This is a genomic window from Microbacterium sp. SCN 71-21 (genome assembly GCF_001725695.1).
In the GTDB taxonomy this organism is placed as follows: Bacteria; Actinomycetota; Actinomycetes; order Actinomycetales; family Microbacteriaceae; genus Microbacterium; species Microbacterium ginsengisoli.
Map to the genome: position 1 here is coordinate 1 of NZ_MEGA01000037.1, position 23962 is coordinate 23962.

The window sequence follows — 23962 nt, forward strand, 5'->3', positions numbered from 1 at the left end:
GCTCGGCGACGACCTGCTGGTCGTCGCGGTGCCCGCGGCATCCGAGACCACCTCTGAGAAGGAGAGCTGATGTTCACCGGCATCGTGGAAGAGATCGGCACCGTGACGGATGTCTCGCCCTCGGGCGACGGCGCACGGTTCACCGTGCGGGCGCCCGCGGCGGTGTCCGACGCGCACCACGGCGACTCGATCGCGATCTCGGGCGTCTGCCTCACCGTCATCGACCAGGGCGACGACTGGTTCACCGCCGACGTGATGCGCCAGACGCTCGACGTCACGACCCTCGCGGGCGTCGGCGCCGGCACCCCCGTCAACGTCGAGCGCGCGACGAGCGCGGGCGGACGCCTGGGCGGCCACATCGTGCAGGGCCACGTCGACGGCACCGGCGCACTGCTCGAGGTGCGCCCGGGCGCCCAGTGGCGCGTGCTGCGCATCTCGCTGCCCACCGAGCTCGCGCCCCTCGTCGTCGACAAGGGATCGATCGCGGTCGACGGCACGTCCCTGACCGTGAGCGCGGTCAGCGAGCCCGCGGCATCCGTCCCCTGGTTCGAGGTCTCGCTCATCCCCGAGACCCTCGAGGCGACGACGCTCGGCCGCCGCGCGGTCGGCGACGCGGTGAACCTCGAGACAGACATCCTCGCCCGCCACGTGCGCCGACTGCTGGCCTTCCCGGCCGCCGGCGCCCCGATCACCCCCGCTGCGTCCCCCGAAGAAGGAGGCTCCCGATGAGCCTGTCGACCATTCCCGAAGCCCTCGAAGCCCTGCGTCAGGGCAAGCCCGTCATCGTCGCCGACGATGAGAACCGCGAGAACGAGGGCGACGCGATCATCTCCGCCGCCCTCGCGACCCCGGAGTGGATCGCGTGGATCGTGCGCCACTCCAGCGGATTCATCTGCGCCCCGCTCCCCGGCGAGTGGGCCGACCGCCTCGACCTGCCCCCGATGGTGCCGGTCAACCAGGACGCCCGCGGCACCGCCTACACGGTCAGCGTCGACGCCGCAGACCGCCAGTCGACGGGCATCAGCGCCTCGGACCGCGCGCACACCCTCAACGTGCTGGCCGACGCCGCGTCGACGCCGTCGAGCGTCATCCGCCCCGGCCACATCCTGCCGCTGCGCGCCGTCGACGGCGGCGTGCGCGAGCGCGCCGGTCACACCGAGGCAGCTGTCGACCTGATGCGCCTCGCCGGGCTCCCCCCGGTCGGCGGCATCTGCGAGATCGTGTCCGACGACGGCAGCATGATGCGACTGCCCGGGCTGCTCGAGCTCGGCGAGACCGACGGTCTGCCGGTGATCACGATCGAGCAGCTGATCGCCTATCTCGACGAGGTCGAGCCGACGGATGCCGCGGCCTCCGGCCCGCGCCGTCGCGTCAGTCTGCGCGCCGAGGCGCTCGTGCCGACGTCACACGGCGTGTTCCGCTTCCTCGCCTACCGCGACCGCATCAGCGGCACCGACCACCTCGCCGTGGTCTCGGGCGAGCTCACCGAGGAGGCCCCGCTGGTGCGCGTGCACTCCGAGTGCCTCACGGGCGAGGCGTTCGGCTCGCTCAAGTGCGAGTGCGGCCCGCAGCTCGACGCCGCCCTCGACGTCATCGAGCAGGACGGCGGCATCGTCATCTACATGCGCGGCCACGAGGGTCGCGGGATCGGCCTCATCAACAAGCTGCGCGCGTACAGCCTGCAGGAGCGCGGACTCGACACCGTCGACGCGAACCTCGCCCTGGGGCTCCCGGCCGACGCCCGCGACTACGCGGCGGCCGCCGGCATCCTCTCGGACCTCGGCGTCGCGCGCGTACGGCTGTTGACGAACAACACCGACAAGGTCGCGCAGCTGCGCCGCCTGGGCGTCGACGTCGTCGAGCAGGTTCCGCTGATCGTCGGGGTCGGGCCCGCGAACCAGGGCTACCTCGAGACCAAGCGCGACCGCATGGGTCACATCATCGCCGACGGCGCTCTCGCCGAGGCGCTCGCCACCACCGCCGCCCACCAGGCGGCCCCCAGCACCGAGGAGAACGCCCGATGAGCGGACACGGCGCCCCGCGCACCGCCGATCAGATCGACGCGACCGGCATCGAGGTCGTCGTCATCGCCGGCACGTGGCACGAGACGATCACCGACGGACTCATCGCCGGAGCGGCCCGCACGCTCGACGCCGCCGGCGCCACCTGGCGCCTCGTGCGGGTGCCCGGGTCGTTCGAGCTTCCCGTGGTCGCTCAGGCCGCACTCACGAGCGGAGCCGACGCGGTCGTCGCCCTCGGGGTGATCATCCGCGGCGGGACCCCGCACTTCGACTTCGTCGCGTCGGCCGCGACCGACGGGCTCACCCGCGTCGCGCTCGACACCGGGAAGCCGGTCGGGTTCGGGGTGCTCACCCTCGACGACGAACAGCAGGGCATCGACCGCGCGGGCCTCCCCGGGTCGACCGAGGACAAGGGCGCCGAGGCGGCGGATGCCGCGCTGCGCACCGCGCTCACGCTGCGCGAGCTGCGCGGGGCCTGACACGGATCGGCGTCGCGCGCCGAGGGGCGCGACGCCGAACGGGCCTCAGGGCTTCCAGATCATCAGCACGACGATCGCGACGAGCAGCAGGGTGACCACACCGCTGACGCCGGCGATCGCGCCGTAGCCGGCGGGCTTCGCCGCGGCATCCGCCCCCGCCGCCTCGATGGCGTCGGCCCCGGCGCGCAGGCGCGGGACGAGCAGGAACACCGCCAGCAAGAACGCGACGGCGTACAGGATGATCGAGATCAGGATCCACGGGGTCGTGAACGTCAGCTGATACTTCGGATCGGCCATGCCCATGGCGCCGAACCCGAAGACGAACGTAAGCAACGACAGCCATGCGAAGACCATCGTCGAAGTGGCGAGGGTGCGCACCGAGTCGACGTTGCGGATGCGCAGCGCCCGCAGGGCGGTGTGCGGGAGGATCGCGAGCGGTCCGACGATGAAGACGGCCGTGCCGACGTGCAGGATTCCGAGAAGCGTGTCCATACCTTCATCGTAGGTGAAGGTATCGCTGGAGCCGCTCCCCGGACGGTGGGGACCGCGAATCCGACAGGTGTCGCCGAAGAGTAGGCTGAACACCTGGTCCGCGTCACCCATCCCGTGGCGCCCCGGTCCCGGCCCTCGCACACCCGCGAGGTGCGTCGCCTCCGGCACCGCTCCCCTCCTCCCTTCTCTGTACGCAGGTTTTGCATGTCTACGGCTGTCTCGTCCGCACCTTCCTCCGCTCCCGCACCCGCCAATCCGCGCTCGCGCGTCATCACGGCGAGCCTCATCGGCACCACGATCGAGTTCTACGACTTCTACGCGTACGCCACGGCGGCGGTGCTCGTGTTCCCGGTGCTGTTCTTCCCCACCGGCAACGACACCGCGTCGCTGCTCGCCTCGTTCGGCGTCTTCGGCGCCGCGATGGTCGCACGACCCATCGGCGCCGTCGTGTTCGGCCACTTCGGCGACCGGTTCGGCCGCAAGGCCACCCTCGTCACGTCGCTGCTCACGATGGGCATCGCGACGTTCCTCATCGGCTGCCTGCCCACCTTCAACCAGATCGGCGTCTGGGCGGCCGTGCTGCTGCTGATCCTCCGCCTCGCGCAGGGCTTCGCGCTCGGCGGGGAGTGGTCGGGCGCTGCCCTCGTGGCCACCGAGAACGCACCCGCCGGCAAGCGTGCCTGGTACGGCACCTTCCCGCAGCTGGGCGCCCCCATCGGCTTCATCATCGCCAACGGCGTGTTCCTGGTCATCAACTTCGCCCTGCCCCACCCCGACGGCGGCGCGCAGCGCTCGGAGGCCTTCCTCAGCTGGGGATGGCGCGTGCCGTTCCTCTTCTCCGCCGTCATGGTCATCATCGGCCTGTGGGTGCGTCTGCGTCTGGTCGAGTCGGAGACGTTCACGAAGGCCGAGAAGACCGGCGCGATCCGCAAGTTCCCGCTCGGCGAGGTGCTGCGGCGCCACTGGTGGCACCTGGTGCTCGGCACGTTCATCATGCTGGCGACCTACGTGCTCTTCTACCTGATGACGAGCTTCACCCTCTCGTACGGCACCAAGGCCACTCTCGCGACGGCGAGCGCGGCCGCACAGAAGGCCGCGGAGGCGGCCGGCAAGGTGTTCGATCCCGCGGCGTTCGCCGCGAGCTATGTGCCCGGCCAAGGCTTCGCCTACACCGACTTCGTCATCATGCAGATCATCGGCGTGGTCTTCTTCGGCATCTTCACGCTGATCTCCGGCCCCCTCGCCGACGCGATTGGACGCCGCAAGCTGCTGATCTGGGTGACGGTCGGCATCATCGTGTTCGGCCTCACCTTCTCGGTGTTCCTCGCGCCGTACGCCGACCCGAAGCTCACCGGGGCGCTCACGCAGGCGTTCCTCGTGTTCGGCTTCGTGCTGATGGGCTCGACCTTCGGCCCGATGGGCGCGATCCTGCCGGAGCTGTTCCCCACGAACGTGCGCTACACGGGCTCGGCGATCTCGTACAACGTGTCGTCGATCCTCGGCGCCGCGCTCGCCCCCATCGTGGCGGTGGCCCTCTGGGCCGCGGCGGGCGGTTCGCCGTGGCTCGTCGGGCTGTATCTGACCGGATGCTCCGTGCTCACCCTCATCGCGCTGCTCCTGTCGCGCGAGACGAAGGACGCCTCGTACGACGACAACATCGGCGTGGGATCGACGGGTTCCCTCTGAACCGCACACCACGACAGAACGCGGGTGCCGCGGGGCCGGGCGCCCCGCGGCATCCGCGTTCTGTGCGACGTCAGTCGAGGAACAGCGCGCGCAGTCGCGTCGTGGTGAAGACGAGCCCGACGGTGATCATCGCCACGAAGTAGCCGACGTGGATGAGCATCGCCGGGGTGAGGATGCCGGTGGTGAGCCCGCGGATGAGCTCGACGCCGTGCCACAGCGGGAACGCCTGCACGATCCACTGCACCGGCTCGGGGTAGACCGACAGCGGGAAGAACGTCGCCGAGAACAGGAACATCGGCAGCAGCACGAAGTTGATCCAGTCCATCTGCTGGAAGGTCTTCATGTAGCTCGTGACCGCCATGCCGACGCTCGCGAACCCGAACGCGATCAGCAGCACCGCGGGGAGGGCGAGGAGCGCGGTGAACGAGAGATTGAGCCCGAGCACCTGCATGATCACCATGAAGCCGCAGGCGTAGAGGAGCCCCCGCAGCAGCGCGTAGAGGATCTCGCCGAGCGCGACGTCGAGCGGGCCGAGAGATGTGGCCAGCATGCCCTCGTAGAGCTTGCCGTAGTTCATCTTGAAGAAGACGTTCCACGTCGAGTCGTAGATGGCGCCGTTCATCGCCGACACCGCGAGGAGTGCCGGGGCGATGTAGGCGGCGTACGCGACGCTCTGGCCGTTGACCGTGACACCCGGGATGAGGGAGCCGAGTCCGACGCCCATCGCGAGCAGATAGAAGACGGGCTCGAAGAAGCCGGAGAGCACGACCACCCAGCTCGACGACCGCGCCGAGAGCAGACCGCGCTGCACGACGGACTGCGGGTTGCCGGCCCAGAGGGCCCGCACGCTGCCGGCGCGCACGGGTGCGGAGGCGACGGTGCTGGTCATCGCGAGAGCCTCCGTCCGAAGAAGTGGTGCGCCGCGAGCAGGCCGACCGCAGCCAGCACCACGAGGTAGCCGAGATGCACGGCGATCAGCCACGGCTCGATCGCCCGCCCGTAGGTCACCATGCGGGAGAGCTCCGAGGCGTGCCACACCGGCGAGAGCCACCCGATCCACTGCAGCCAGCCGACGTTACCGAGCGGGTAGAACGTGCCGGAGAACAGGAACAGCGGCATGAAGATGAACCGCTGCACGAGCGCGAACTGGCCGCGGTCGTCTTCGATGGAGGCCGCGTAGGCCATGAGGGGGGCGCCGAAGGCGAGCCCGCCGAGCACGCCGGCGATGATCGATAGCCACCCGGTCTCGGGGTGCGGCACGGCCTGGAACACCCAGATGATCACGTAGTACGCGGCAACGACGATGAACATGCGCACGCAGGCGCCGGCGGCGACGCCGTTCACGATCTGCCGGGGCGAGAGCGGCGCGGCGTTGAACCCGAAGAAGTAGCGACGCCATTTGAAGCCCGCCATCACCGGATAGGTCGACTCCTCGGATGCCACGGCGACGGCCGCGGTGACCAGCAGGGCGGGCGCGACGAACACGACGTAGCGCACGTGCTGCGTGCCGTCGTCGATCGGCACCGCGATGAGCGCGGCGAGGCCGAGGCCGAGGCCGAGCAGGTAGACGATGGGCTGCCCGATCGCGTTGACGACGATCGTCCAGCCGTACGCGCGCATGGCGCGCAGCCAGTGCTCGAGCACGAACAGGGTGCCCGCCCGCCGGGGCGTGCGCCCCCAGGCGAGCGCCTCGTCGCGCAGCTCGTCGAGGGTCGGGGTGGTTCTCAGCTCGCTCATTCGACCAGCGACCGTCCGGTGAGGCGCAGGAAGACGTCCTCGAGCGACGAGCGGCGCACGAGCGAGGTGACGGGTTCGAGTCCCAGGGCGTGGATGCGCTCGAGGGCCGCCTCGCCGTCGTCGGCGTAGATGAGGATGCGGTCGGGCAGCACCTCGACGCGATCGCCGATGCCGGCCAGCTGCGGCGCGACCTGCTCGTTGCGGTCCGAGCCGAAGCGCACCTCGAGCACCTCGCGACTCGAATGCTCGCGGATGAGGGTCGCGGGCGACCCCTCGGCCATGATGCGGCCCTTGTCGACGACGACCAGGCGGTCGCACAGCTGCTCGGCCTCGTCCATGTAGTGGGTCGTCAGCACGAGAGTCGTGCCCTGCTCCTTCAGCCGGAACAGCCGGTCCCACAGCACATGGCGCGCCTGCGGGTCGAGGCCGGTCGTCGGCTCGTCGAGCAGCAGGATGCGCGGCTCGTTGATAAGAGCCCGGGCGATGGTGAGGCGGCGCTTCATGCCACCGGAGAGCTGATCGACCTTGGCGGTGGCCTTGTCCTCGAGCTGCGCGAACGAGAGCAGCTCCTCGGCGCGCTCGCGGCAGACCTTTCCCGGCAGGCCGAAGTAGCGGCCGTAGATGTAGAGGTTCTCGCGCGCGTTGAGCTCGGCGTCGAGGTTGTCCTGCTGGGGCACGACGCCCAGGCGCGAGCGGATCTCGGGTCCGTAGCGGTCGGGATCGAGCCCCAGGATGCTGAGACTCCCCCCGGTGCGCGACGACACGGCGCCGACCATCTTCATGGTGGTCGACTTGCCCGCCCCGTTCGGCCCCAACAACCCGAACGACTCCCCGGCCGTGACCTCGAAGCTGAGTCCGTCGACGGCGACGAAGTCGGGCTTGCCCTTGACGCGGTAGGACTTGGCGAGGTTCTGAGCGGTGATCACGGGGGTTGGCACGCGATCCACCGTAGCCCGCGGCGGCGACATCGCCGGGTCGATTGTGAGCGGGACCCGGTGCGGGGCGATACTCGTGAGCGGTGCCGCATCCCCCGAGGCGCCCGTCGGGCGCGTGGGGGCGCCGGCCGAGACCGATGAGGAAGTCATGTCCGCACCCGCCACCCCGCGTCGCAGCCCGTTCACCCGTCCGTCGAAGGACGACGGTCCGCGCGCGAGCGTGCGGCAGCTCCTCCCCTTCCTCGCCGACCACCGCGGCACCCTCATCGCCGTCGCGCTGCTGAGCGTCGTCGGCGCGGTGACCACGCTCGCCCAGCCGCTCGTCGTGCAGCAGGTGATCGCCGAGGTGCAGTCGGGCACCGGGCTCGGCCCGCTCGTCTGGGCCATCGTGGCGCTCGTCGTCGTGACGTCGCTCATCTCCGGGTACCAGCACTATCTGCTGCAGCGCACCGGCACCGCGGTCGTCGCATCCAGCCGCCGCCGGCTCATCGCCCGCATCCTGCGGCTCCCGATCGCCGAGTTCGACGCCCGCCGCACCGGCGATCTCGTCTCGCGGGTCGGCACCGACACGACTCTTCTCTATGCGGTGCTCACGCAGGGCCTCGCGGACGCCGTCGGCAACGCCCTCATCTTCCTCGGGGCGCTCATCGCGATGGCGGTCATCGACCCGGTGCTGCTGCTTCTGATCGTCATCGTGTTGGGCGCGTCGATCGGCGCTGTCGTGGTGCTCTCGGGGCGCATCCGGGTCGCGACGCGTGCGCAGCAGGCGAAGGTCGGCGAGCTGGCCTCGGGCGTCGAGCGCGCGATCGGGTCGATCCGCACCGTGCGGGCGGCGGGCGCGACCGAGCGGGAGACGGCGAGCGTCACCCGCCTCGCCGACGAGGCGTACACCGTGGGGGTGCGCATCGCGAAGGTATCGGCGCTCGTGGTTCCGGTCGCGGGCATCGCGCTGCAGGTCTCCCTGCTCGTGGTGCTCGGGGTCGGCGGCCTGCGCGTCGCCTCCGGCGATCTCGGCATCGCCAACCTCGTGGCGTTCATCATGTTCCTCTTCCTGCTGGTGGCTCCCCTCGGCACGTTCGTGGGCGCGATCCTGTCGATCAACCAAGCGCTCGGCGCCCTCGGACGCATCCAGGAGGTGCTCGACCTCCCCACCGAGGACGCCGACGACGCGCAGCGCGCCGCGGGCGTCGTCGTCGATGATGCGGATGCCGCGGCATCCGCCCCCGCCGTCGAGTTCCGCGACGTGCACTTCTCCTATCCCGATGCCGTCGTCGCGACCCGCCGCCGGGCCGAGGGCGAGGCACGGCGGGCGCTGGCGAGCGTGCGGGTGGATGCGTCGGCGATCGAGGACGAGGGGGACGAGGCGGGCGCGCAGGTGCTGCGCGGGGTGAGCTTCCGGGTGCCGCGGGGATCGCGCGTCGCGCTGGTCGGCCCCTCGGGCGCCGGGAAGTCGACGACGCTCGCGCTCATCGAGCGGTTCTACGACGCGACGGGCGGTGCGGTGCTGGTCGACGGGGTGGATGTGCGCCTGCACGATCGCACCGCGCTGCGCGCGCGGCTCGGCTATGTCGAGCAGGATGCCCCGACCCTCGCGGGCTCGATCGGCGACAACCTGCGCCTCGCCTCCCCCGACGCGACCGACGAGGCGTGCGAGGCGGTGCTGCGGGCGGTGAACCTCGGCGACGTGCTCGACCGCAGTGCCGAGGGGCTCGATGCGCAGGTCGGCGAGGCGGGAGTGATGCTGTCGGGCGGCGAGCGCCAGCGCCTCGCGATCGCCCGCGCACTGCTGGCCGCTCCCCCGATCCTGCTGCTCGACGAGTCGACGTCGTCGCTCGACGGTCTCAACGAGCAGCGCATGCGGGAGGCCATCGACGCGGTCGCCACCGGTCGCACGCTCGTCGTCATCGCGCACCGCCTGTCGACGGTGGTCGACAGCGACCTCATCGTCGTGATGGATCGCGGCGAGGTCGTCGGGGTCGGCACCCACTCGGAGCTCGTGGCGTCCACGCCGCTCTACCGAGACCTGGCGAAGCACCAGCTGCTGGTCTGAGCGGCAGCCGCCTCACACCTCGGCGGTGTCGAGCGCGCGCGCCAGGGTCTGACGCAGTGCGGCGAGCGTCTCGGGCTCGTCGAACGCGGCACGGACGAGAAGTCCCTGCACGGCGGCGATGACGAGGTCGGCGGTGCGGCCGACGAGGGGATCGTCGGCGGTGAGCTCAGCGCCGGCGCGGGCGCCGACCCAGGGCACGAGCAGCTCGGAGACGCGGGCGCGCATGAACCCGACGTTCTTCACGCCGACCGCGGCGAGCTCCGGGTCGACGGGCATCTCGGCCCACACACGCAGCAGCACCGGCCCCGCGCTCGCGACGAACATCGTCTCCACGACCGCGAGGAAGAGCCGGCCGGGGCTGATCGTCGCGGTGCCGTCGAGGTCGATCGCCGCGACGACCTGACGGAACCTGTCGTCGAGGATCTCCTTGGCGGCCTCATGCACGAGCGCCGCCTTGCTGTCGTAGTGCGAGTAGATGGATCCGGCGGACAGCCCCGACTCGGCGATGATGTCGGCCATGGATGTCGCGGCGAACCCCTGACGGGCGAAGCACCGCAGGGCCGCCTCGGCGATCTCGCGGCGGCGGGCGAGGCGGGTCTCCTCTTTCAAGCGGGGCACGTACACAGAATAGGCGTTCTGCTATGGTGATCTCAAACAGATCAGATGTTCTTTTTAGAGGGGATCCCCATGGCCGCTCCGGTCCGTCCGCACACCCGCTGGACACTCTCGCTCGCCTTCGGGCTCATCGGCGCCCTCGTCGTCGGGGTCGTCGTGCTCGCCTTCCTCTGGCCCACCAAGACCGCCAGCGCCCATGACCTCCCGATCGGCATCAGCGGCCCGGACGCCGCGGTCACCGCGATCGAGGACGCCGTGGCCGCCCGCGGCGACAGCATCACCTTCGTGGCCGCGACCGAGCGCGAGGACGCCGTGCACCAGATCGAGACGCGGGCGACCTACGGTGCGATCGTGCTGTCGGCGACCGCCGCCCCCGAGGTGCTGACCGCCCCCGCCGCGGGAGCCGTGCCCACCCAGCTGCTCACCGGCCTCGCGGCGCAGCTGCAGGCCCAGCTCAGCCAGCAGGCGCACGCCGCCGGCGCGCCCACCGTGCCGCAGGTCGCCGTGACCGCCGTCGTGCCGCTGTCGGACAGCGACCCGTCCGGCACCGGCCTCGCCGCCGCCGCGTTCCCACTGACCCTCGGCGGCATGCTGGGCGGCGTGCTCATCTCGCTGCTCGTGGTCGGTCCTCTCCGCCGCCTCACGGCGCTCCTCGCGTACGGCGTCGGGGTCGGGCTCCTCCTCGCCGTGGTGCTGCAGACCTGGTTCGGCTACCTGCAGGGCGACTTCCTGCTCAACGCCGCCGCCATCGCCCTCGCGATCGCCGCGACATCCGCCTTCGTCGTCGGGTGCGCATCGCTCTTCGGCCCCGCCGGCATCGGCATCGGCGCCGTGGTCACCATCCTGTTCGCGAACCCGATCTCGGGCGCGACCATGCCGTGGCAGTTCCTCGTGGCCCCCTGGGGCGCGATCGGGCAGTACCTGGTGCCCGGCGCGGCGTCCTGGCTGCTGCGCGGGCTCAGCTACTTCCCCGATGCCGACGCCACCGCTCAGTGGCTGGTGCTCGGCGGGTGGGTCGTGCTCGGCGTCGTGCTGACGGTCGCCGGCCACTTCCGCTCGCGGCCCGGCATGCATGTTCCGGCCGCCACGCTCGAGCCCGCCGCCTGAACGATCACCGCGCCGACCACCCGGGCGGCACGGACGCAACGGACCCCCGTCGCGCGATCGACGGGGGTCCGTTCGTGCCCGGGAGGGCGAGAGCTACGCGCTCTTGAGGCGGTAGCGCAGCGACGACAGCTCCGACTGGAGCGCCGCCGGAACCCGGCCACCGAAGGTGGCGTAGAACTGCTCCGTGAGATCGGCCTCGGTCAGCCACGAGTCGCGGTCGATCGAGAACAGTTCGGCCAGGTCCTCATCGGGCACCTCGATGCCCTCGAGGTTCAGGTCATCGGTGCGCGGGAGGCGACCGATGGGGCTCGACACGGCGGGGACGCTGCCCTCGACGCGACGGATGATCCAGTCGATGACACGGGCGTTGTCTCCGAAGCCCGGCCACAGGAACCGGCCGTCGGCGCCCCGACGGAACCAGTTCACCTGGAAGATGCGCGGCGCACGGTCGAAGCGGAGCTTCTGCCCCACCTCGATCCAGTGGCCGAAGTAGTCGGCCATGTTGTAGCCGCAGAACGGCAGCATCGCGAACGGGTCGCGGCGCAGCTCGCCGACGGTGCCCTCGGCGGCGGCGGTGCGCTCCGACGAGATCGTCGAGCCGAGGAAGACGCCGTGCGTCCAGTCGGTGGCCTCGACCACGAGCGGCACGTTCGTCGCCCGGCGCCCGCCGAACAGGATCGCGTCGAGCGGCACGCCCTCCGCAGCATCCCAGTCGGGGGCGATCTGCGGGCACTGCGCGGCCGAGACAGTGAAACGCGAGTTCGGGTGCGCGGCCGGCCGGCCCGACGCCGGGGTCCACGCGTTGCCCTCCCAGTCGGTCAGCTCTGCCGGCGGCTGGTCGGTCAGACCCTCCCACCACACGTCGCCGTCGGGACGCAGCGCCACGTTCGTGAAGATCGTGTTGCCCCACAGGGTCTCCACCGCGGTGACGTTGGTCGACTCGCCGGTGCCCGGCGCGACACCGAAGAAGCCCGCCTCGGGGTTGATCGCCCAGAGCCGGCCGTCCTCCCCGGGACGCAGCCACGCGATGTCGTCGCCGAGGGTCTCGACGCGCCAGCCGGGGATCGTCGGCCGCAGCATGGCGAGGTTCGTCTTGCCACAGGCCGACGGGAACGCGGCGGCCACGTGGTAGGCCTTGCCCTCGGGGCTGATGACGCGGATGAGCAGCATGTGCTCGGCGAGCCAGCCCTCGTCGCGTCCGATGACCGAGGCGATGCGCAGCGCGAAGCACTTCTTCGCGAGGATCGCGTTGCCGCCGTACCCCGAGCCGTACGACCACACCTCGAGGGTGTCGGGGAAGTGCACGATGTACTTGTCGTCGTTGCACGGCCACGCGACATCCGCCTGACCGGGCTCGAGCGGGGCACCCACCGAGTGCACCGTCTTGACCCACGCAGCGCCGGCGGCGATCTGCTCGACGACCTCCGCGCCGACGCGGGTCATGATGCCGATCGAGGTGACCGCGTAGGCGCTGTCGGTCAGCTGCACGCCGATGTGGGAGAGGGGTCCGCCGACGGCACCCATCGAGAACGGCACGACGTAGAGCGTGCGGCCCCGCATCGCCCCGTCGAACAGGCCCGTGAGGGTCGTGCGGATCTCGGCCGGCGCGACCCAGTTGTTCGTGGGTCCGGCGTCCTCCTCCTTCTCGGAGGCGATGAAGGTGCGCCCCTCGGTGCGGGCGACATCGCTGGGGTGCGAGCGGGCGAGGTAGGAGCCCGGCCGCCACTCGGGGTTGAGCTTGATGAGCTTGCCCTCGGCGACCTGCTCGCGCAGCAGGGCCTCGTTCTCGGCGCGCGATCCGTCGACCCAGTGCACCCGCTCGGGCTTGAGCAGCGCGGTGAGCTCGTCGACCCAGGCATAGAGCTTCTCGACGGCGGGGCCGGATGCCTCGGGTCGCTGCCCGAAGGCGGCGACGCCGCCGGCGCGGGTGCCGGATGCGGTCGGGGTGAAGGTCTCAGCCAGGGCCATGGCGCGCTCCTCGTGTCGTGACGGTCGGTGTCGTGGACGGGTCGTGCCTCCACTCTCACGGAGGAGCGCGCACTCTTTTCCCACGTTTTCGGCGAAAGAAGATGCGTTCTTTCCGTATACTCAAACAATGGCGACCTCGATCGAGCTGTCCACCCTGGGGCACCGCATCCGACACCGTCGCTCCGAGAAGGGGCTCACCCTCGACGAGCTCGGCGCACTCGTCGGCGTCGCCGGCAGCCACCTCAGCCTCATCGAGAACGGGAAGCGCGAGCCCAAGCTCTCCCTGCTGCAGCAGATCGCCGACGCGACCGACAGCCAGCTCTCCGACCTCCTCTCGAGCGAGCCGCCGAACCGACGGGCAGCGCTCGAGATCGAGCTGGAGCGGGCGCAGGGAGGCCATCTGTTCCGCCAGCTCGGCATTCCGCCGGTGAAGGTGTCCAAGGGGCTCCCCGACGAGACGATCGAGACGATCCTCGGCCTCCACCGGGAGCTGCAGCGCCGTGAGCGCGCCACGATCGCCACCCCCGAGGAGGCGCGGCGCGCGAACACCGACCTGCGCCTGCGGATGCGGGACCAGGACAACTATCTCGGCGACATCGAGCGTCTCGCCGAGAAGCAGCTCAAGGCGGCGGGCCACCACGGCGGCGCCCTCACCCACCGCACGGTGAGCATCATGGCCGAGCAGCTGGGCTTCGAGCTGATCTACGTGAGCGATCTGCCGCACTCGGCGCGCTCGGTCACCGACCTCGAGAACGGCCGCATCTACCTGCCGCCCGCCTCGATCCCGGGCGGCCACGGCCTGCGGTCGATGGCGCTGCAGGCCATGGCGCACCGCCTGCTCGGCCACAAGCCGCCCACCGACTACGCCGACTTCCTGCAGCAGCGACTCGAGATCAACTACTACGCGGCGTGCGCGCTCATGCCCGAGACGCAGTCGGTCGCGTTCCTGCAGCAGGCGAAGAAGGACCGGAACCTCGCCGTCGAGGACTTCCGCGATGCGTTCGGCGTCACCCACGAGGCCGCCGGGATGCGCATGACCAACCTCCTCACGCGGCACTTCGAGATCCCGCTGCACTTCCTGCGCGTCGACGGCGCCGGCGCCGTCTCCCGCGTCTACGAGAACGACGACCTGCCGCTGCCGATGGACGTGACCGGCGCCGTCGAGGGTCAGGTCGTCTGCCGGTGGTTCTCGGCACGGTCGGCGTTCGCCGAGCAGAACCGCACCGTCGAGCACTACCAGTACACCGACACCCCCGCCGGCACCTACTGGTGCTCGACGCAGACGGGGTCCACCTCCGATGGCGAGTTCTCCATCACCGTGGGCGTGCCGTTCGACGACGCCCGCTGGTTCCGCGGCCGTGAGACGCAGAAGCGCGCCGTGTCGCGCTGCCCCGACGAGTCGTGCTGCCGCCGCCCGGCCGACGAGGTCGCCGCCCGCTGGGTCGGCAAGGCCTGGCCGAGCGCACGCGTGCACATGCAGATGTTCTCGCCGCTGCCGACGGGCCTGTTCCCCGGCATCGACGACTCCGAGGTGTATGCATTCCTCGAACGGCACGCGGGCGGCTGATCACCCCGACCCGGGAGCGTACCCGCCGGAGACGACCAGGATGCCTTAGCGCACCGGTCGCTCGCCGGCCCCCGGCACCCAGCGCATCCATGCCGCGACGAACACGACGAGCGCGGCGATGAGCCCCGCGACCACCCACAGCACGACGAGGTAGTCGACCCACGACCCGATCGGAGGGGAGCCGGGGAAGAAGCCGCGCAGCGGCACGATCGCGAACAGCATCGCGCCGATCCAGCTGAGCAGGGTCGCCTCCGTCTTGCGACGCCCCCGGAAGGCCGAGATCGCGACCGTGAGGGCGAGAGCGGGCAGCACCAGCATGAGGGTGATCAGGACGATCGCGAACGCCACCGTCGACGCGGAACGGGAGGCGGCGACATCCGTCACCAACACCTCGTCGTTCGTGGAATCGGGCTGACCGCGGAACTCGACGTTCCAGCCGGGCACCCGGTCGGACACCTGCCAGCTGACCGGCACGGTGTGCAGTGTCGTGCCGTCGTCGGCGGTCTGCGCGAGGGCGATGTTCATCTGCGACACCGCGTATCGATCGAAGGGCCACTGCTCGACGAGCCCGGACGTGATCACCTTGACGCTCACGACAGACGGAGCCTGCCCCGCCGCGAAGGTGATCGTGCGCGGACCGTCGACATCGCTGATGAGCAGCGTGAGCGGCTTCGTCAGGAACAGGCCGCCGCCGGTGAGCGACTCCCCCGGCTGCACGTCGATCGACAGGGTGAGACGGTTGCCGGCGGCATCCATCGACTGCGGGCTGAGCACCACGACCGCCTGCGGGTTCGCCGCGCTGATCGGGGTCGACGTCGAGCCGGCCGCGCTGATCGCGTAGAGCACGGCGACGGTCACGTAGACCGCGACCACCACGACCGCGCCGACGGCGATCCAGAGAAGCCCGCGGCGTCGGCGCGGCGCAGGGGCGGGGGCCGCGGGCGCGTCCGCGCCGGTCTCGGTGCTCACGCGATCAGTGTGTCAGACGGCGGACCCCTCACCCGCCGAGGAACCCGGTGTAGCGGGAGAGTGCGGCCTCGATCTCGCCCGGCGCGACCTGATCGGCGGCGGTGGCGAAGAGCGTCGCGACCGGGCGTTGGGCGAGACGACCGCGGGCGCGAGAGTGGGTCCACGTGCCGATGACGCGGCCCCGATGCAGCAGCACGGGACTCAGCACGCCGTTGGCCGTGGGTCCCACCGCGCTCAGATCCTCCGGCGCGCACACCGCGCTGCGATCGACGTACGACAGCACGTACTCGTCGAAGGCGGGGAGGGCGACGAGGTCGGGCGCCGCGGGGTCGCGGGGTGTGAGCAGCGGCGCCCACAAGTCGTCGTCGAGCCTCTCCACATCGATCGCCGCGAGCGCGGCGGCGCGCGCGGCGGTGCGTGTGAGCCCCATCCACCAGGCGAAATCGCGGCTGGACGCCGGACCGTGCCCGTGGACGAAGCGGGTGAACAGCGTCGCGAGGTCGGCGGCCTTCCCGTCGGGGACGACGTCGTCGACGAGCACGAACCACTGCTCGCGGGACAGCCCATCGGGCTCCGGGCGGGTCGGTCCCTGGCAGATCAGACCGCGCAGGCTCAGCGCCTGAAGGAGGAGCGAGCCACGCATGTCGCCCGTGTCGAGGCCGTCGGCACGCATCACGTCGAACAGCTCGGCGCGCGACAGGCGGCCCGCATCGGCGAGCGCGCGGTGCACGGAGCGCTCGACGCGGGCGATCACAGCCGCGTCGATCCCGCGGCTGCGGTGCACGCTCGCGGCCTGGGCATGCTGACGATCGGCGGTGAGGGCGAGGAACGAGCGCAGGTCGCCCGCCGCGACGATGTGAAGGGTGCCGCGCTGCGTCCACGAGCGCACGAGCAGGCCGTCGTCGAACGCACTGTCGACCGCGGCCGCGCCCGGCGTGCCCGAGGTGCGCAGTGCGAGTCCCCACCGCCCGGCCCACCACTCCTGCGCCTGGGTCGCGACCATGTGACGTGCCGCCGCCACCACCCCGCCCTCGGGCGCGGCGAGCAGGTGCGAGCGCAGGCGGTGCTCGATCAGGTCGACGGATGCCACCGCGTCAGTCTGGCGGCACCCGTCGACATCGGCGAACTCAGGCGAAAGGGTTCGGCGTCAGCGTGTACTTGGTCTGCAGGTACTCGTGGATGCCCTCGGCGCCGCCTTCGCGACCGAGCCCGGAGAGCTTCCACCCGCCGAAGGGGGCGGCGGCGTTCGACACGACGCCGATGTTCAGGCCCATCATCCCGGTCTCGAGGCGCTCGATCATGCGCTGCCCGCGGGCGAGGTTCTCGGTGTAGACGTATGACACGAGTCCGTACTCGGTCGAGTTGGCGAGCGCGACCGCGTCGTCCTCGTCATCGAACGGGACGATGGCGAGCACCGGTCCGAAGATCTCCTCCCGAAGGATGTCGCTTCCCGCCGGCACGTCGGAGATCACCGTCGGCTCGAAGAACGTACCGGGCCGGTCGATCGGCGAGCCGCCGGTGCGCAGGCTCGCGCCGCGCCCGACGGCGTCGGCGACGAGGCTCTGCGCCTTGGCGACCGCACGGTCGTCGATGAGCGGGCCGATGGTGACGCCGTCCTCGGTTCCGCGTCCGATGCCGAACGCCTCGACCCGCTCGGTGACCCGGCGGGCGAACTCGTCGGCGACCGAGCGGTGCACGATGAAGCGGTTGGCGGCCGTGCAGGCCTGGCCGATGTTGCGGAACTTCGCGGCGATCGCGCCGTCGACGGCCTTGTCGAGGTCGGCGTCGTCGAACACGACGAACGGCGCGTTGCCTCCGAGCTCCATGGAGGTGCGCAGCACGCCCTGCGAGGCCTGCTCGAGCAGACGCTGGCCCACCGGGGTGGAACCCGTGAACGAGAGCTTGCGCAGCCGCGGGTCGCGGATGATCGGCTCCGACACGGCGCCCGAGGTGGAGGTCGTGATGACGTTGACGACACCGGCGGGCACGCCCGCATCTTCGAGCAGCTTGGCGAAGGCGAGGGTCGTGAGCGGGGTCAGCTCGGCGGGCTTGACGACCACCGTGCACCCGGCGGCGAGCGCGGGCGCGATCTTGCGGGTCGCCATCGCGAGCGGGAAGTTCCAGGGGGTGATGAGGAAGCAGGGCCCGACGGCGTGCTGCGAGACGATCATGCGGCCGGTGCCCTCGGGGTTCGCGCCGTACCGGCCCTGCACGTGGGCGGTCTCCTCGCTGAACCAGCGCAGGAACTCGCCGCCGTACGCGACCTCTCCGCGGGCCTCGGCGAGGGGCTTCCCCATCTCGAGGGTCATCAGCAGCGCGAAGTCCTCCTTGCGCTCCTGCAGCAGGTCGAACGCGCGGCGCAGGATCTCCGCGCGCTGACGTGACGGCGTGCGCGACCATGTCTCGAACGCGGTGGCCGCGGCATCCAGTGCCGCGATGCCGTCGGCGGGCGAGGCATCCGCGATCTCCTTGATGAGCTCCCCGGTCGCCGGGTCGTAGACCTTGACGGTGCTCTCGCGTTCGCCGCGACGCCATTCGCCGCCGATGAACAGGCTGTCGGGGACGGCGGCCAGCAGGTCGCGCTCGCGGTTCTCGCTCATGGGACTCCCTCGTCACGGGCGACCGCGCGGGCGCCCTGGTATGGATCGTATACGATCAATCGGTGGTTCGGTCCCATTCTCACGCCGTCGTGCGCGGGACGTTTCGCCATCACGGCGATCACACGAACGTCACCTCGACAGCGCGGCGCATCGGCGGTCGCTGACGACGGTCTCCGCACGCGTCGTATACTCACCGTGTCCGCGGGCATCGACGCCCCGGTGCTCGAAAAAAGGGCACGAAGCCGCCTGCCGGCGCGCGAGACACACACGGCCTCAGTTCCGTTCCTGTCGAAAGCGCTTCGCCATGCCCACCGTCTCCGCCCACGTCGCCCACACCCTCGCCCGACACGTCGATCACGTCTTCGGCGTGATGGGCAACGGCAACGCCTACTTCCTCGATGCCCTCGTGACCGGCACCGCCGCGACCTACACCGCGCTGCGGCACGAGGCGGGCGCGGTCGTCGCCGCCGACGCGCACTACCGCGCGTCCGGACGCATCGCCGCCGCCACCGCCACCTACGGCGCCGGCTTCACCAACACCCTCACCGCCCTCGCCGAGGCGGTGCAGGCCCACGTGCCGCTCGTGCTCGTCGTCGGCGACGAGCCGACATCGGGGCCACGTCCGTGGGACGTCGACCAGATCGCCCTCGCGTCGGCCGTCGGCGCACGCACGTACACGGTCGGGCGCACGGATGCCGCGGCCACCACGGCGATCGCCATCGAGCACGCCCTCGCCTACCGGGTACCCGCGGTGCTCGCTATCCCCTACGACGTCGCGCGGCGCGACGCGGGTGACGTGCCGGATGCCGCGGCCCCCGCGGTGCCCGCACCGCTGGCCGTGCAGCCCGGCTTCGACACGGTGACCCTGCGTCGTGTCGGCGAGCTGCTCGCCGGGGCGTCGCGGCCCGTGCTGATCGCGGGGCGCGGTGCCTGGCTGGCGGGGGCGGGCCCGGCCCTCGACGCGCGCTCACCGCCACGACCGCCCTCGGGCGCGGCCTGTTCGCCGACCCGGCGCGCGACCTCGGCGTCACAGGCGGCTTCGGTGCGGACGGCGCGATGGCCGCCATCGCCCGGGCCGACGTCGCCGTCGTGTTCGGCGCCTCGCTCAACCAGTTCACGATGCGCTTCGGCGAGCTGTTCTCCCCGGGCACGCATGTCGTGCAGGTGGATGTGGCGCCGGCGGCGACGCATCCTCATGTCGGTGTGTACGTGCGCGCCGACGCGCGGCTCGCCGCCGAGGTGCTGCGTGACGCCATCGGCTCCGCGTCGCGAGCGCCCTGGGCGTCCGCCGACGAGGTCGCCGGCTGGCGGGCGCGGGAGGCCGGCGACGCACTCGCGCCGGACGGCCGCCTCGATCCCCGCTCGGCCGCGGCGCGCATCGGTGAGCTGCTGCCGCGCGACCGGGTGGTCGTGAGCGACGGCGGACACTTCCTCGGCTGGTCGAACATGTACTGGGATGTCGCCTCCCCCGACCGCGCCATGATGGTCGGCACCGCCTACCAGTCGATCGGACTGGGGCTCGCGAGCGTGCCGGGCGCAGCCCTCGCGCGGCCGGACTCGACCGTGGTGCTCACGACCGGCGATGGCGGCGGACTGATGGCGCTCGCAGACCTCGAGTCGGCGGTGCGGGTGGCGGGCGGCCGGGGGGTCGCGGTCGTGTGGAACGACGGCGCGTACGGCGCCGAGGTGAACCTCTACGGCCTGAAGGGCCTCGCGACGGAGCCCATGCTCATCCCCGACGTCGACTTCGCGGCCCTCGGGACGGCCGTCGGTGCCGAGGGAGTCGTGGTGCGCTCGCTCGCCGACCTCGACCGGCTCGGCACGTGGGCGGCGGAGCCGGTCGGCGAGCGGCGGTTCCTCATGCTCGATCTGCGCATCTCGCCCGACGTGATCGCGCCCTACCAGCGGGAGATCATCCGCGTGAACTCCTGACGCAGACGACCGTCACCGAGAGGGGGAATGCCGGTCCCTGGCGCAGCGTTGTGGTGCGGGCGCACACTGGAGCGCGACGAAGGGAGCCGCCATGGAAGGCCTCGAACTCACCGTGCTGCTGGGGGTCTCGATCCTCGCCGGGACGCTCCTCGCGCCGAAGCTGCGGCTCGCCACCCCGCTGGTGCTCCTGATCATCGGGCTCGCGCTCGGATTCGTGCCGGCCCTGCGCGGTGTGGAGCTCCCGCCGGAGACCGTGCTGCTGCTGTTCCTCCCGGTGATGCTGTTCTGGGAGAGCCTCACCACGTCGCTGCGGGCGGTGCGCCGGTCGCTGCGCTACATCGTGCCGATGAGCACGCTGCTGGTCGTGGCATCCGCGTTCGCCGTCGCCGGCATCGCCGCGGCGATGGGTGTGCCGTGGGAGGCGGCCCTGCTGCTGGGGGCGGCGGTCGCCCCGCCGGATGCCACGGCGGTCGCGGCGCTCGGACGCCTGCTGCCCGCGCGCACCTTCATGAAGCTCAAGGCGGAGAGCCTGACGAACGACGGCACGGCCCTCGTGCTCTACGCGATCGCTCTCTCCCTCGCCCTCGGCGGCCAGATCACGCCGTGGAGCGTCACCCTCACGGTGCTCGTGTCGTACGTCGGCGGAGCCGCGGCCGGTATCGTCGTGGCGGCCGCCGCGTATCTGCTGCTGCGGCGCCTGTCGGGAACCCTCGCGATCAACCTGACCCTGCTGCTCGTGCCGTTCACCGCCTTCCTCATCGCCGAGCTGATCGACGCGTCGGGCGTGCTCGCGGTCGTGTTCGCGGGCATCATCGTGGCCTGGGTCTCGCCGCGGGTGACGACAGCCTCGTCGAGACGGCAGGCGGATGCCGCGTGGCCGCTCGGCGTCTACCTGCTCAACGGTGCGCTGTTCGTGCTCATCGGTCTCGAGGTGCAGCACGTGGTGCACGAGATCTCCCCCGCGCAGATCGGGTGGCTCTCGCTCGTGACCGTGGGCGCCTGGCTCGCGCTCCTGGTCGTGCGCTACCTCTTCCAACTGCTGTTCGCCCCGTTCTCGCGCCCGCCCGCGGGCGCGGCCGCCGGTCCCCGGCACCGGTCGCGCCTCGTGAGCACGGTGGCCGGATTCCGCGGCGCGGTCTCGCTCGCGATCGCCCTCTCGGTGCCGACGGTGACCGCGGCGGGCGCGCCCCTCGACGGACGCGACGCCGTCGTGTTCGTCACCGCCGGGGTCATCGTGCTGAGCCTGCTCGTGCAGGGGCCGCTGCTCGTCGGCGTCGTGCGCTGGGCGCGCCTGCCGCAGGACGACGCCGACCTCGACGAGATCGAGATCGCCCAGCGGGCGATCTCGGCGGCCGCCCTCGCGGCCCTCGACGACCTCGCCCTCGAGCACGGCATCAGCGACGACGTGCGCGACCGCGCGCGGCGCGACGGCTACGAGCACCTCGAGCTCGCCAATGCCCGTGCACTCGAACGACAGCGTCAGACGCTGCTCAACCGCGAGATCGCCGAGCTCGAGATCGTGATCGCGACGACCGACGACGACGCGGTGCGCGCGGACACCTCGACGACGTCGTTCGTCGCGCCGAGCGGTGCCGCGGCGGCGGCGCCTCTCGAGATGCTCGCGTCGAGCACCGACGTGGATGTCGCGCAGCGCTCCCCGATCGTGCGGTTCGACGAGGCATCCCGACTGCGGCTCGCCCTGCTCGGACGCAAGCGCGAGGTGCTGCTGCGCCTGCGGCGCGAGGGCACGATCGACGACCTCGTCGCCCGGCGACTGCAGTCGGGCCTCGACCTGGAGGAGCTGCGGCTCGACGGCGCCCGCGCGCCGCGGTGAGTCAGACGGCGGCCGGCTGCCGCTGGGGCCGCAGGGTGCCCTCGAAGAACGCGGCGAGCGCGTCGGTGTCGGCGAGCGAGAGCACGTCGGCGACGTACTGGTCGGGGCGCACGACCACGACCGCGCCCGCCCGGTCGATGCCGCGCTCGGCGTAGATGTCGGTGTCGTTCCAGCGGCTCGCGCCGGCGGCGAACACCTTCTCCCAGTCGGTGATCCCGAGCGCGCCGTTGCGCGGACGGAACACCCGCGGTGCGGCCGTGACGTCGACGTCCTCGAAGCTCTGGGGCACGATCGCCTTGACGTCGAACACGGCGTCGAGCGCGGCATCCGCGGGGGTGAAGCGCCGCACCGGCGACGCGTCGGCCGTGAGCAGCCAGTCGGCGAACCGCGACAGCGCGGCCCCCTCGGCGAGCCCGTCGGCGTCGCCGAACGCGTAGATGCGCCAGCGGCCGTCGGCGCGCGCGTGGTGCCCGAGGTGGACGACGTTGCCGTCGCTCGCCAGCACGACGGGCGAGGACTTGAAGCGCTTGCCGAGCGGGAACCCGGTGGCGAGCTCGGGGCGGGCGTGGGCGGCGACGATCGACGACGGCGGGTACTGGGTCATGAACCCCGACGGGAACTCGGCGGTGGCGAGGTAGTAGGTCGCGAGGTCGCCCGGGTCGGAGATCTCCTCGGGCTTGCGCGCCATGAGCGACGACCACTCCCGGTCGAAGTCGATGAGCTGCTGGGCGACGGGCTGCCGCTCCGACGAGTACGTGTCGAGCAGCGTCTCGGGGCTGAGGCCTGTCAGCACGGAGCCGAGCTTCCAGCCCAGGTTGAAGCCGTCCTGCATCGACACGTTCATGCCCTGCCCGGCCTTCGCGCTGTGCGTGTGGCACGCGTCACCGGTGAGGAACACCCGCGGCGAGCGCGACCCGTCGTCGGGCACGTCGTCGAACCGGTCGGTGACGCGGTGGCCCACCTCGTAGACGCTGTGCCACGCGACATCCTTCACGTCGATCGAGTACGGATGCAGGATCTCGTTGGCCCGACGGATGACGTCCTCGATGGGCGTCTGACGCACGCGGTGGTCGTCATCGGCGGCGACCTCGCCGAGATCGATGTACATGCGGCTGAGGTAGCCGCCCTCGCGCGGGATGTGCAGGATGTTGCCGGCCTCGGAGTTGATCGCGCACTTCACGCGCCAGTCGGGGAAGTCGGTCTCGACGAGCACGTCCATGACCCCCCAGGCGTGGGCCGAGATGCCGCCCAGGTGGCGGCGGCCGATCGCCTCGCGCACCTGGCTGCGGGCGCCGTCGCAGCCGACGACGTACTTCGCGCGCACGGTGCGGGCGCCCTCGGCGGTACGCAGCTCGACGGCGAGCGGATACTCCTCGGCGTCGTCGCGGGTGAGGCCGGCGAACTCGACGCCGAAGTCGGGAACGATGCGGCCGGGGCCGGCGGCGGCGGCCTCGGCGAAGTAGTCGAGCACGCGCGCCTGGTTGACGATGAGGTGCGGGAACTCGCTGATGTCGAAGGCGTAGTCGGCCGTGCGGGAGCGCCGCACGATGCGGGTGGGATCGTCGGGGTCGGGTCCCCAGAAGTTCATCCAGCCGATGTTGTAGGCCTCGGCCACGATGCGCTCGGCGAACCCGAAGGCCTGGAACGTCTCGACGCTGCGCGGCTGGATGCCGTCGGCCTGGCCGAGCACGAGGCGTCCCTCCCGCTTCTCGACGATGCGGGTCACGACGCTCGGGTACTGCGAGAGCTGGGCGGCGAGGAGCATGCCCGCGGGGCCCGACCCGACGATGAGCACGTCGACGGCGTCGGGGAGATCGGCGGGCCGGTCGAGGCCGATGCCGGCGGCGGGCTGCACCCGCGGGTCGGTGGACACGTAACCGTGGTGGTGGAACTGCATCGTCTTCGATCCCTTCCTGCGACATCGACGTCGAGGGTGTGGACGGCGGGGCGCTCGCGCGCTATGTTCTATA

18 protein-coding genes and 1 pseudogene are annotated in these 23962 nt (G+C 71.4%); 9 read left to right on the plus strand and 10 right to left on the minus strand.

All coding sequences use genetic code 11. The annotated features are described in order from the left end of the window. The first annotated feature begins 69 nt into the window (after positions 1-69). From ABT08_RS07225 to ribH, 3 genes are read left to right on the plus strand one after another with little or no spacing between them, the layout of a single operon-like run. The gene (locus tag ABT08_RS07225; protein ID WP_045248222.1) at positions 70-729 is read left to right on the plus strand and encodes a riboflavin synthase; all 660 of its coding nucleotides are present in this window, start codon (positions 70-72) and stop codon (positions 727-729) included. Next, positions 726-2024 carry a GTP cyclohydrolase II gene (gene ribA / locus ABT08_RS07230; protein WP_045248221.1) on the plus strand — a complete coding sequence of 433 codons (1299 nt, stop codon included), beginning with the start codon at positions 726-728 and terminating at the stop codon, positions 2022-2024. Before ABT08_RS07225 ends, ribA begins: the two co-directional genes overlap by 4 nt. Then, positions 2021-2500 (plus strand): 6,7-dimethyl-8-ribityllumazine synthase, encoded by a 480-nt coding sequence (gene ribH / locus ABT08_RS07235; protein ID WP_045248220.1) that lies wholly within the window; start codon positions 2021-2023, stop codon positions 2498-2500. Before ribA ends, ribH begins: the two co-directional genes overlap by 4 nt. 45 nt (positions 2501-2545) lie before the next feature. On the opposite strand, the gene ABT08_RS07240 is transcribed toward ribH, so the two are convergent. After that, the gene (locus tag ABT08_RS07240) at positions 2546-2992 is read right to left on the minus strand and encodes a DUF2269 family protein (protein WP_056207911.1); all 447 of its coding nucleotides are present in this window, start codon (positions 2990-2992) and stop codon (positions 2546-2548) included. 204 nt (positions 2993-3196) lie between these two features. Between ABT08_RS07240 and ABT08_RS07245 the strand changes: the two genes are divergently transcribed. Further along, positions 3197-4678: an MFS transporter gene (locus ABT08_RS07245; RefSeq protein ID WP_056518651.1), complete on the plus strand. Its 1482-nt coding sequence runs from the start codon at positions 3197-3199 to the stop codon at positions 4676-4678. A 70-nt stretch (positions 4679-4748) separates the two neighbouring features. On the opposite strand, the gene ABT08_RS07250 is transcribed toward ABT08_RS07245, so the two are convergent. From ABT08_RS07250 to ABT08_RS07260, 3 genes are read right to left on the minus strand one after another with little or no spacing between them, the layout of a single operon-like run. Continuing rightward, a complete protein-coding gene (locus tag ABT08_RS07250; protein ID WP_056207906.1) occupies positions 4749-5567 on the minus strand; it encodes an ABC transporter permease in 819 nt (272 codons plus the stop codon). Further along, positions 5564-6415 carry an ABC transporter permease gene (locus tag ABT08_RS07255; protein WP_056207903.1) on the minus strand — a complete coding sequence of 284 codons (852 nt, stop codon included), beginning with the start codon at positions 6413-6415 and terminating at the stop codon, positions 5564-5566. Before ABT08_RS07255 ends, ABT08_RS07250 begins: the two co-directional genes overlap by 4 nt. Further along, the gene (locus tag ABT08_RS07260) at positions 6412-7353 is read right to left on the minus strand and encodes an ABC transporter ATP-binding protein (protein WP_056207900.1); all 942 of its coding nucleotides are present in this window, start codon (positions 7351-7353) and stop codon (positions 6412-6414) included. The genes ABT08_RS07255 and ABT08_RS07260 overlap by 4 nt, the downstream gene beginning before the upstream one ends. Before the next feature lie 145 nt (positions 7354-7498). Between ABT08_RS07260 and ABT08_RS07265 the strand changes: the two genes are divergently transcribed. Then, on the plus strand, positions 7499-9400 hold the full coding sequence (locus tag ABT08_RS07265) for an ABC transporter ATP-binding protein (RefSeq protein WP_288114409.1): 1902 nt from the start codon (positions 7499-7501) through the stop codon (positions 9398-9400). Positions 9401-9412: 12 nt separating this feature from the next. Here ABT08_RS07265 and ABT08_RS07270 read toward each other — a convergent pair whose 3' ends face one another. Beyond that, positions 9413-10018: a TetR/AcrR family transcriptional regulator gene (locus tag ABT08_RS07270; RefSeq protein WP_162237836.1), complete on the minus strand. Its 606-nt coding sequence runs from the start codon at positions 10016-10018 to the stop codon at positions 9413-9415. A 69-nt stretch (positions 10019-10087) separates the two neighbouring features. Here ABT08_RS07270 and ABT08_RS07275 point away from each other — a divergent pair, with 69 nt between their 5' ends. Then, positions 10088-11122 carry a hypothetical protein gene (locus ABT08_RS07275; protein WP_056207898.1) on the plus strand — a complete coding sequence of 345 codons (1035 nt, stop codon included), beginning with the start codon at positions 10088-10090 and terminating at the stop codon, positions 11120-11122. A gap of 93 nt (positions 11123-11215) precedes the next feature. Here ABT08_RS07275 and ABT08_RS07280 read toward each other — a convergent pair whose 3' ends face one another. Next, the gene (locus ABT08_RS07280) at positions 11216-13090 is read right to left on the minus strand and encodes a phosphoenolpyruvate carboxykinase (GTP) (RefSeq protein WP_056207895.1); all 1875 of its coding nucleotides are present in this window, start codon (positions 13088-13090) and stop codon (positions 11216-11218) included. A 127-nt stretch (positions 13091-13217) separates the two neighbouring features. Between ABT08_RS07280 and ABT08_RS07285 the strand changes: the two genes are divergently transcribed. Continuing rightward, positions 13218-14657, plus strand: a complete 1440-nt coding sequence (locus tag ABT08_RS07285; RefSeq protein WP_045248211.1) for a helix-turn-helix transcriptional regulator — start codon at positions 13218-13220, stop codon at positions 14655-14657. Positions 14658-14702: 45 nt separating this feature from the next. On the opposite strand, the gene ABT08_RS07290 is transcribed toward ABT08_RS07285, so the two are convergent. The 3 genes from ABT08_RS07290 to ABT08_RS07300 are packed head-to-tail and all read right to left on the minus strand — an operon-like array spanning position 14703 to position 18226. Beyond that, a complete protein-coding gene (locus ABT08_RS07290) occupies positions 14703-15626 on the minus strand; it encodes a DUF4436 family protein (RefSeq protein WP_056207893.1) in 924 nt (307 codons plus the stop codon). A gap of 28 nt (positions 15627-15654) precedes the next feature. Beyond that, the gene (locus ABT08_RS07295) at positions 15655-16716 is read right to left on the minus strand and encodes a winged helix DNA-binding domain-containing protein (protein ID WP_288114412.1); all 1062 of its coding nucleotides are present in this window, start codon (positions 16714-16716) and stop codon (positions 15655-15657) included. 37 nt (positions 16717-16753) lie between these two features. Then, positions 16754-18226, minus strand: coding sequence for an NAD-dependent succinate-semialdehyde dehydrogenase (locus tag ABT08_RS07300; RefSeq protein WP_056207891.1), 1473 nt, complete (start codon positions 18224-18226; stop codon positions 16754-16756). 304 nt (positions 18227-18530) lie between these two features. On the opposite strand from ABT08_RS07300, the pseudogene ABT08_RS07305 reads away from it, so the two are divergent. Both ABT08_RS07305 and ABT08_RS07310 read left to right on the plus strand, forming a co-directional pair. Next, positions 18531-20158, plus strand: a pseudogene (locus tag ABT08_RS07305) (thiamine pyrophosphate-binding protein). A 91-nt stretch (positions 20159-20249) separates the two neighbouring features. Beyond that, on the plus strand, positions 20250-21992 hold the full coding sequence (locus ABT08_RS07310) for a Na+/H+ antiporter (protein ID WP_056207889.1): 1743 nt from the start codon (positions 20250-20252) through the stop codon (positions 21990-21992). A 1-nt stretch (position 21993) separates the two neighbouring features. Here ABT08_RS07310 and ABT08_RS07315 read toward each other — a convergent pair whose 3' ends face one another. Next, positions 21994-23889: an FAD-dependent monooxygenase gene (locus tag ABT08_RS07315; RefSeq protein ID WP_056518643.1), complete on the minus strand. Its 1896-nt coding sequence runs from the start codon at positions 23887-23889 to the stop codon at positions 21994-21996. Positions 23890-23962: the final 73 nt, after the last annotated feature.

Coding starts and splice junctions, on each gene's coding strand:
- ribA (WP_045248221.1), top strand. CDS start 726: ATGAGCCTGTCGACCATTCCCGAAGCCCTCGAAGCCCTGCGTCAGGGC.
- ABT08_RS07265 (WP_288114409.1), top strand. CDS start 7,499: ATGTCCGCACCCGCCACCCCGCGTCGCAGCCCGTTCACCCGTCCGTCG.
- ABT08_RS07250 (WP_056207906.1), bottom strand. CDS start 5,567: ATGACCAGCACCGTCGCCTCCGCACCCGTGCGCGCCGGCAGCGTGCGG.
- ABT08_RS07255 (WP_056207903.1), bottom strand. CDS start 6,415: ATGAGCGAGCTGAGAACCACCCCGACCCTCGACGAGCTGCGCGACGAG.
- ABT08_RS07285 (WP_045248211.1), top strand. CDS start 13,218: ATGGCGACCTCGATCGAGCTGTCCACCCTGGGGCACCGCATCCGACAC.
- ABT08_RS07275 (WP_056207898.1), top strand. CDS start 10,088: ATGGCCGCTCCGGTCCGTCCGCACACCCGCTGGACACTCTCGCTCGCC.
- ABT08_RS07245 (WP_056518651.1), top strand. CDS start 3,197: ATGTCTACGGCTGTCTCGTCCGCACCTTCCTCCGCTCCCGCACCCGCC.
- ABT08_RS07225 (WP_045248222.1), top strand. CDS start 70: ATGTTCACCGGCATCGTGGAAGAGATCGGCACCGTGACGGATGTCTCG.
- ABT08_RS07280 (WP_056207895.1), bottom strand. CDS start 13,090: ATGGCCCTGGCTGAGACCTTCACCCCGACCGCATCCGGCACCCGCGCC.
- ribH (WP_045248220.1), top strand. CDS start 2,021: ATGAGCGGACACGGCGCCCCGCGCACCGCCGATCAGATCGACGCGACC.
- ABT08_RS07310 (WP_056207889.1), top strand. CDS start 20,250: ATGGAAGGCCTCGAACTCACCGTGCTGCTGGGGGTCTCGATCCTCGCC.
- ABT08_RS07240 (WP_056207911.1), bottom strand. CDS start 2,992: ATGGACACGCTTCTCGGAATCCTGCACGTCGGCACGGCCGTCTTCATC.
- ABT08_RS07300 (WP_056207891.1), bottom strand. CDS start 18,226: ATGAGCGAGAACCGCGAGCGCGACCTGCTGGCCGCCGTCCCCGACAGC.
- ABT08_RS07315 (WP_056518643.1), bottom strand. CDS start 23,889: ATGCAGTTCCACCACCACGGTTACGTGTCCACCGACCCGCGGGTGCAG.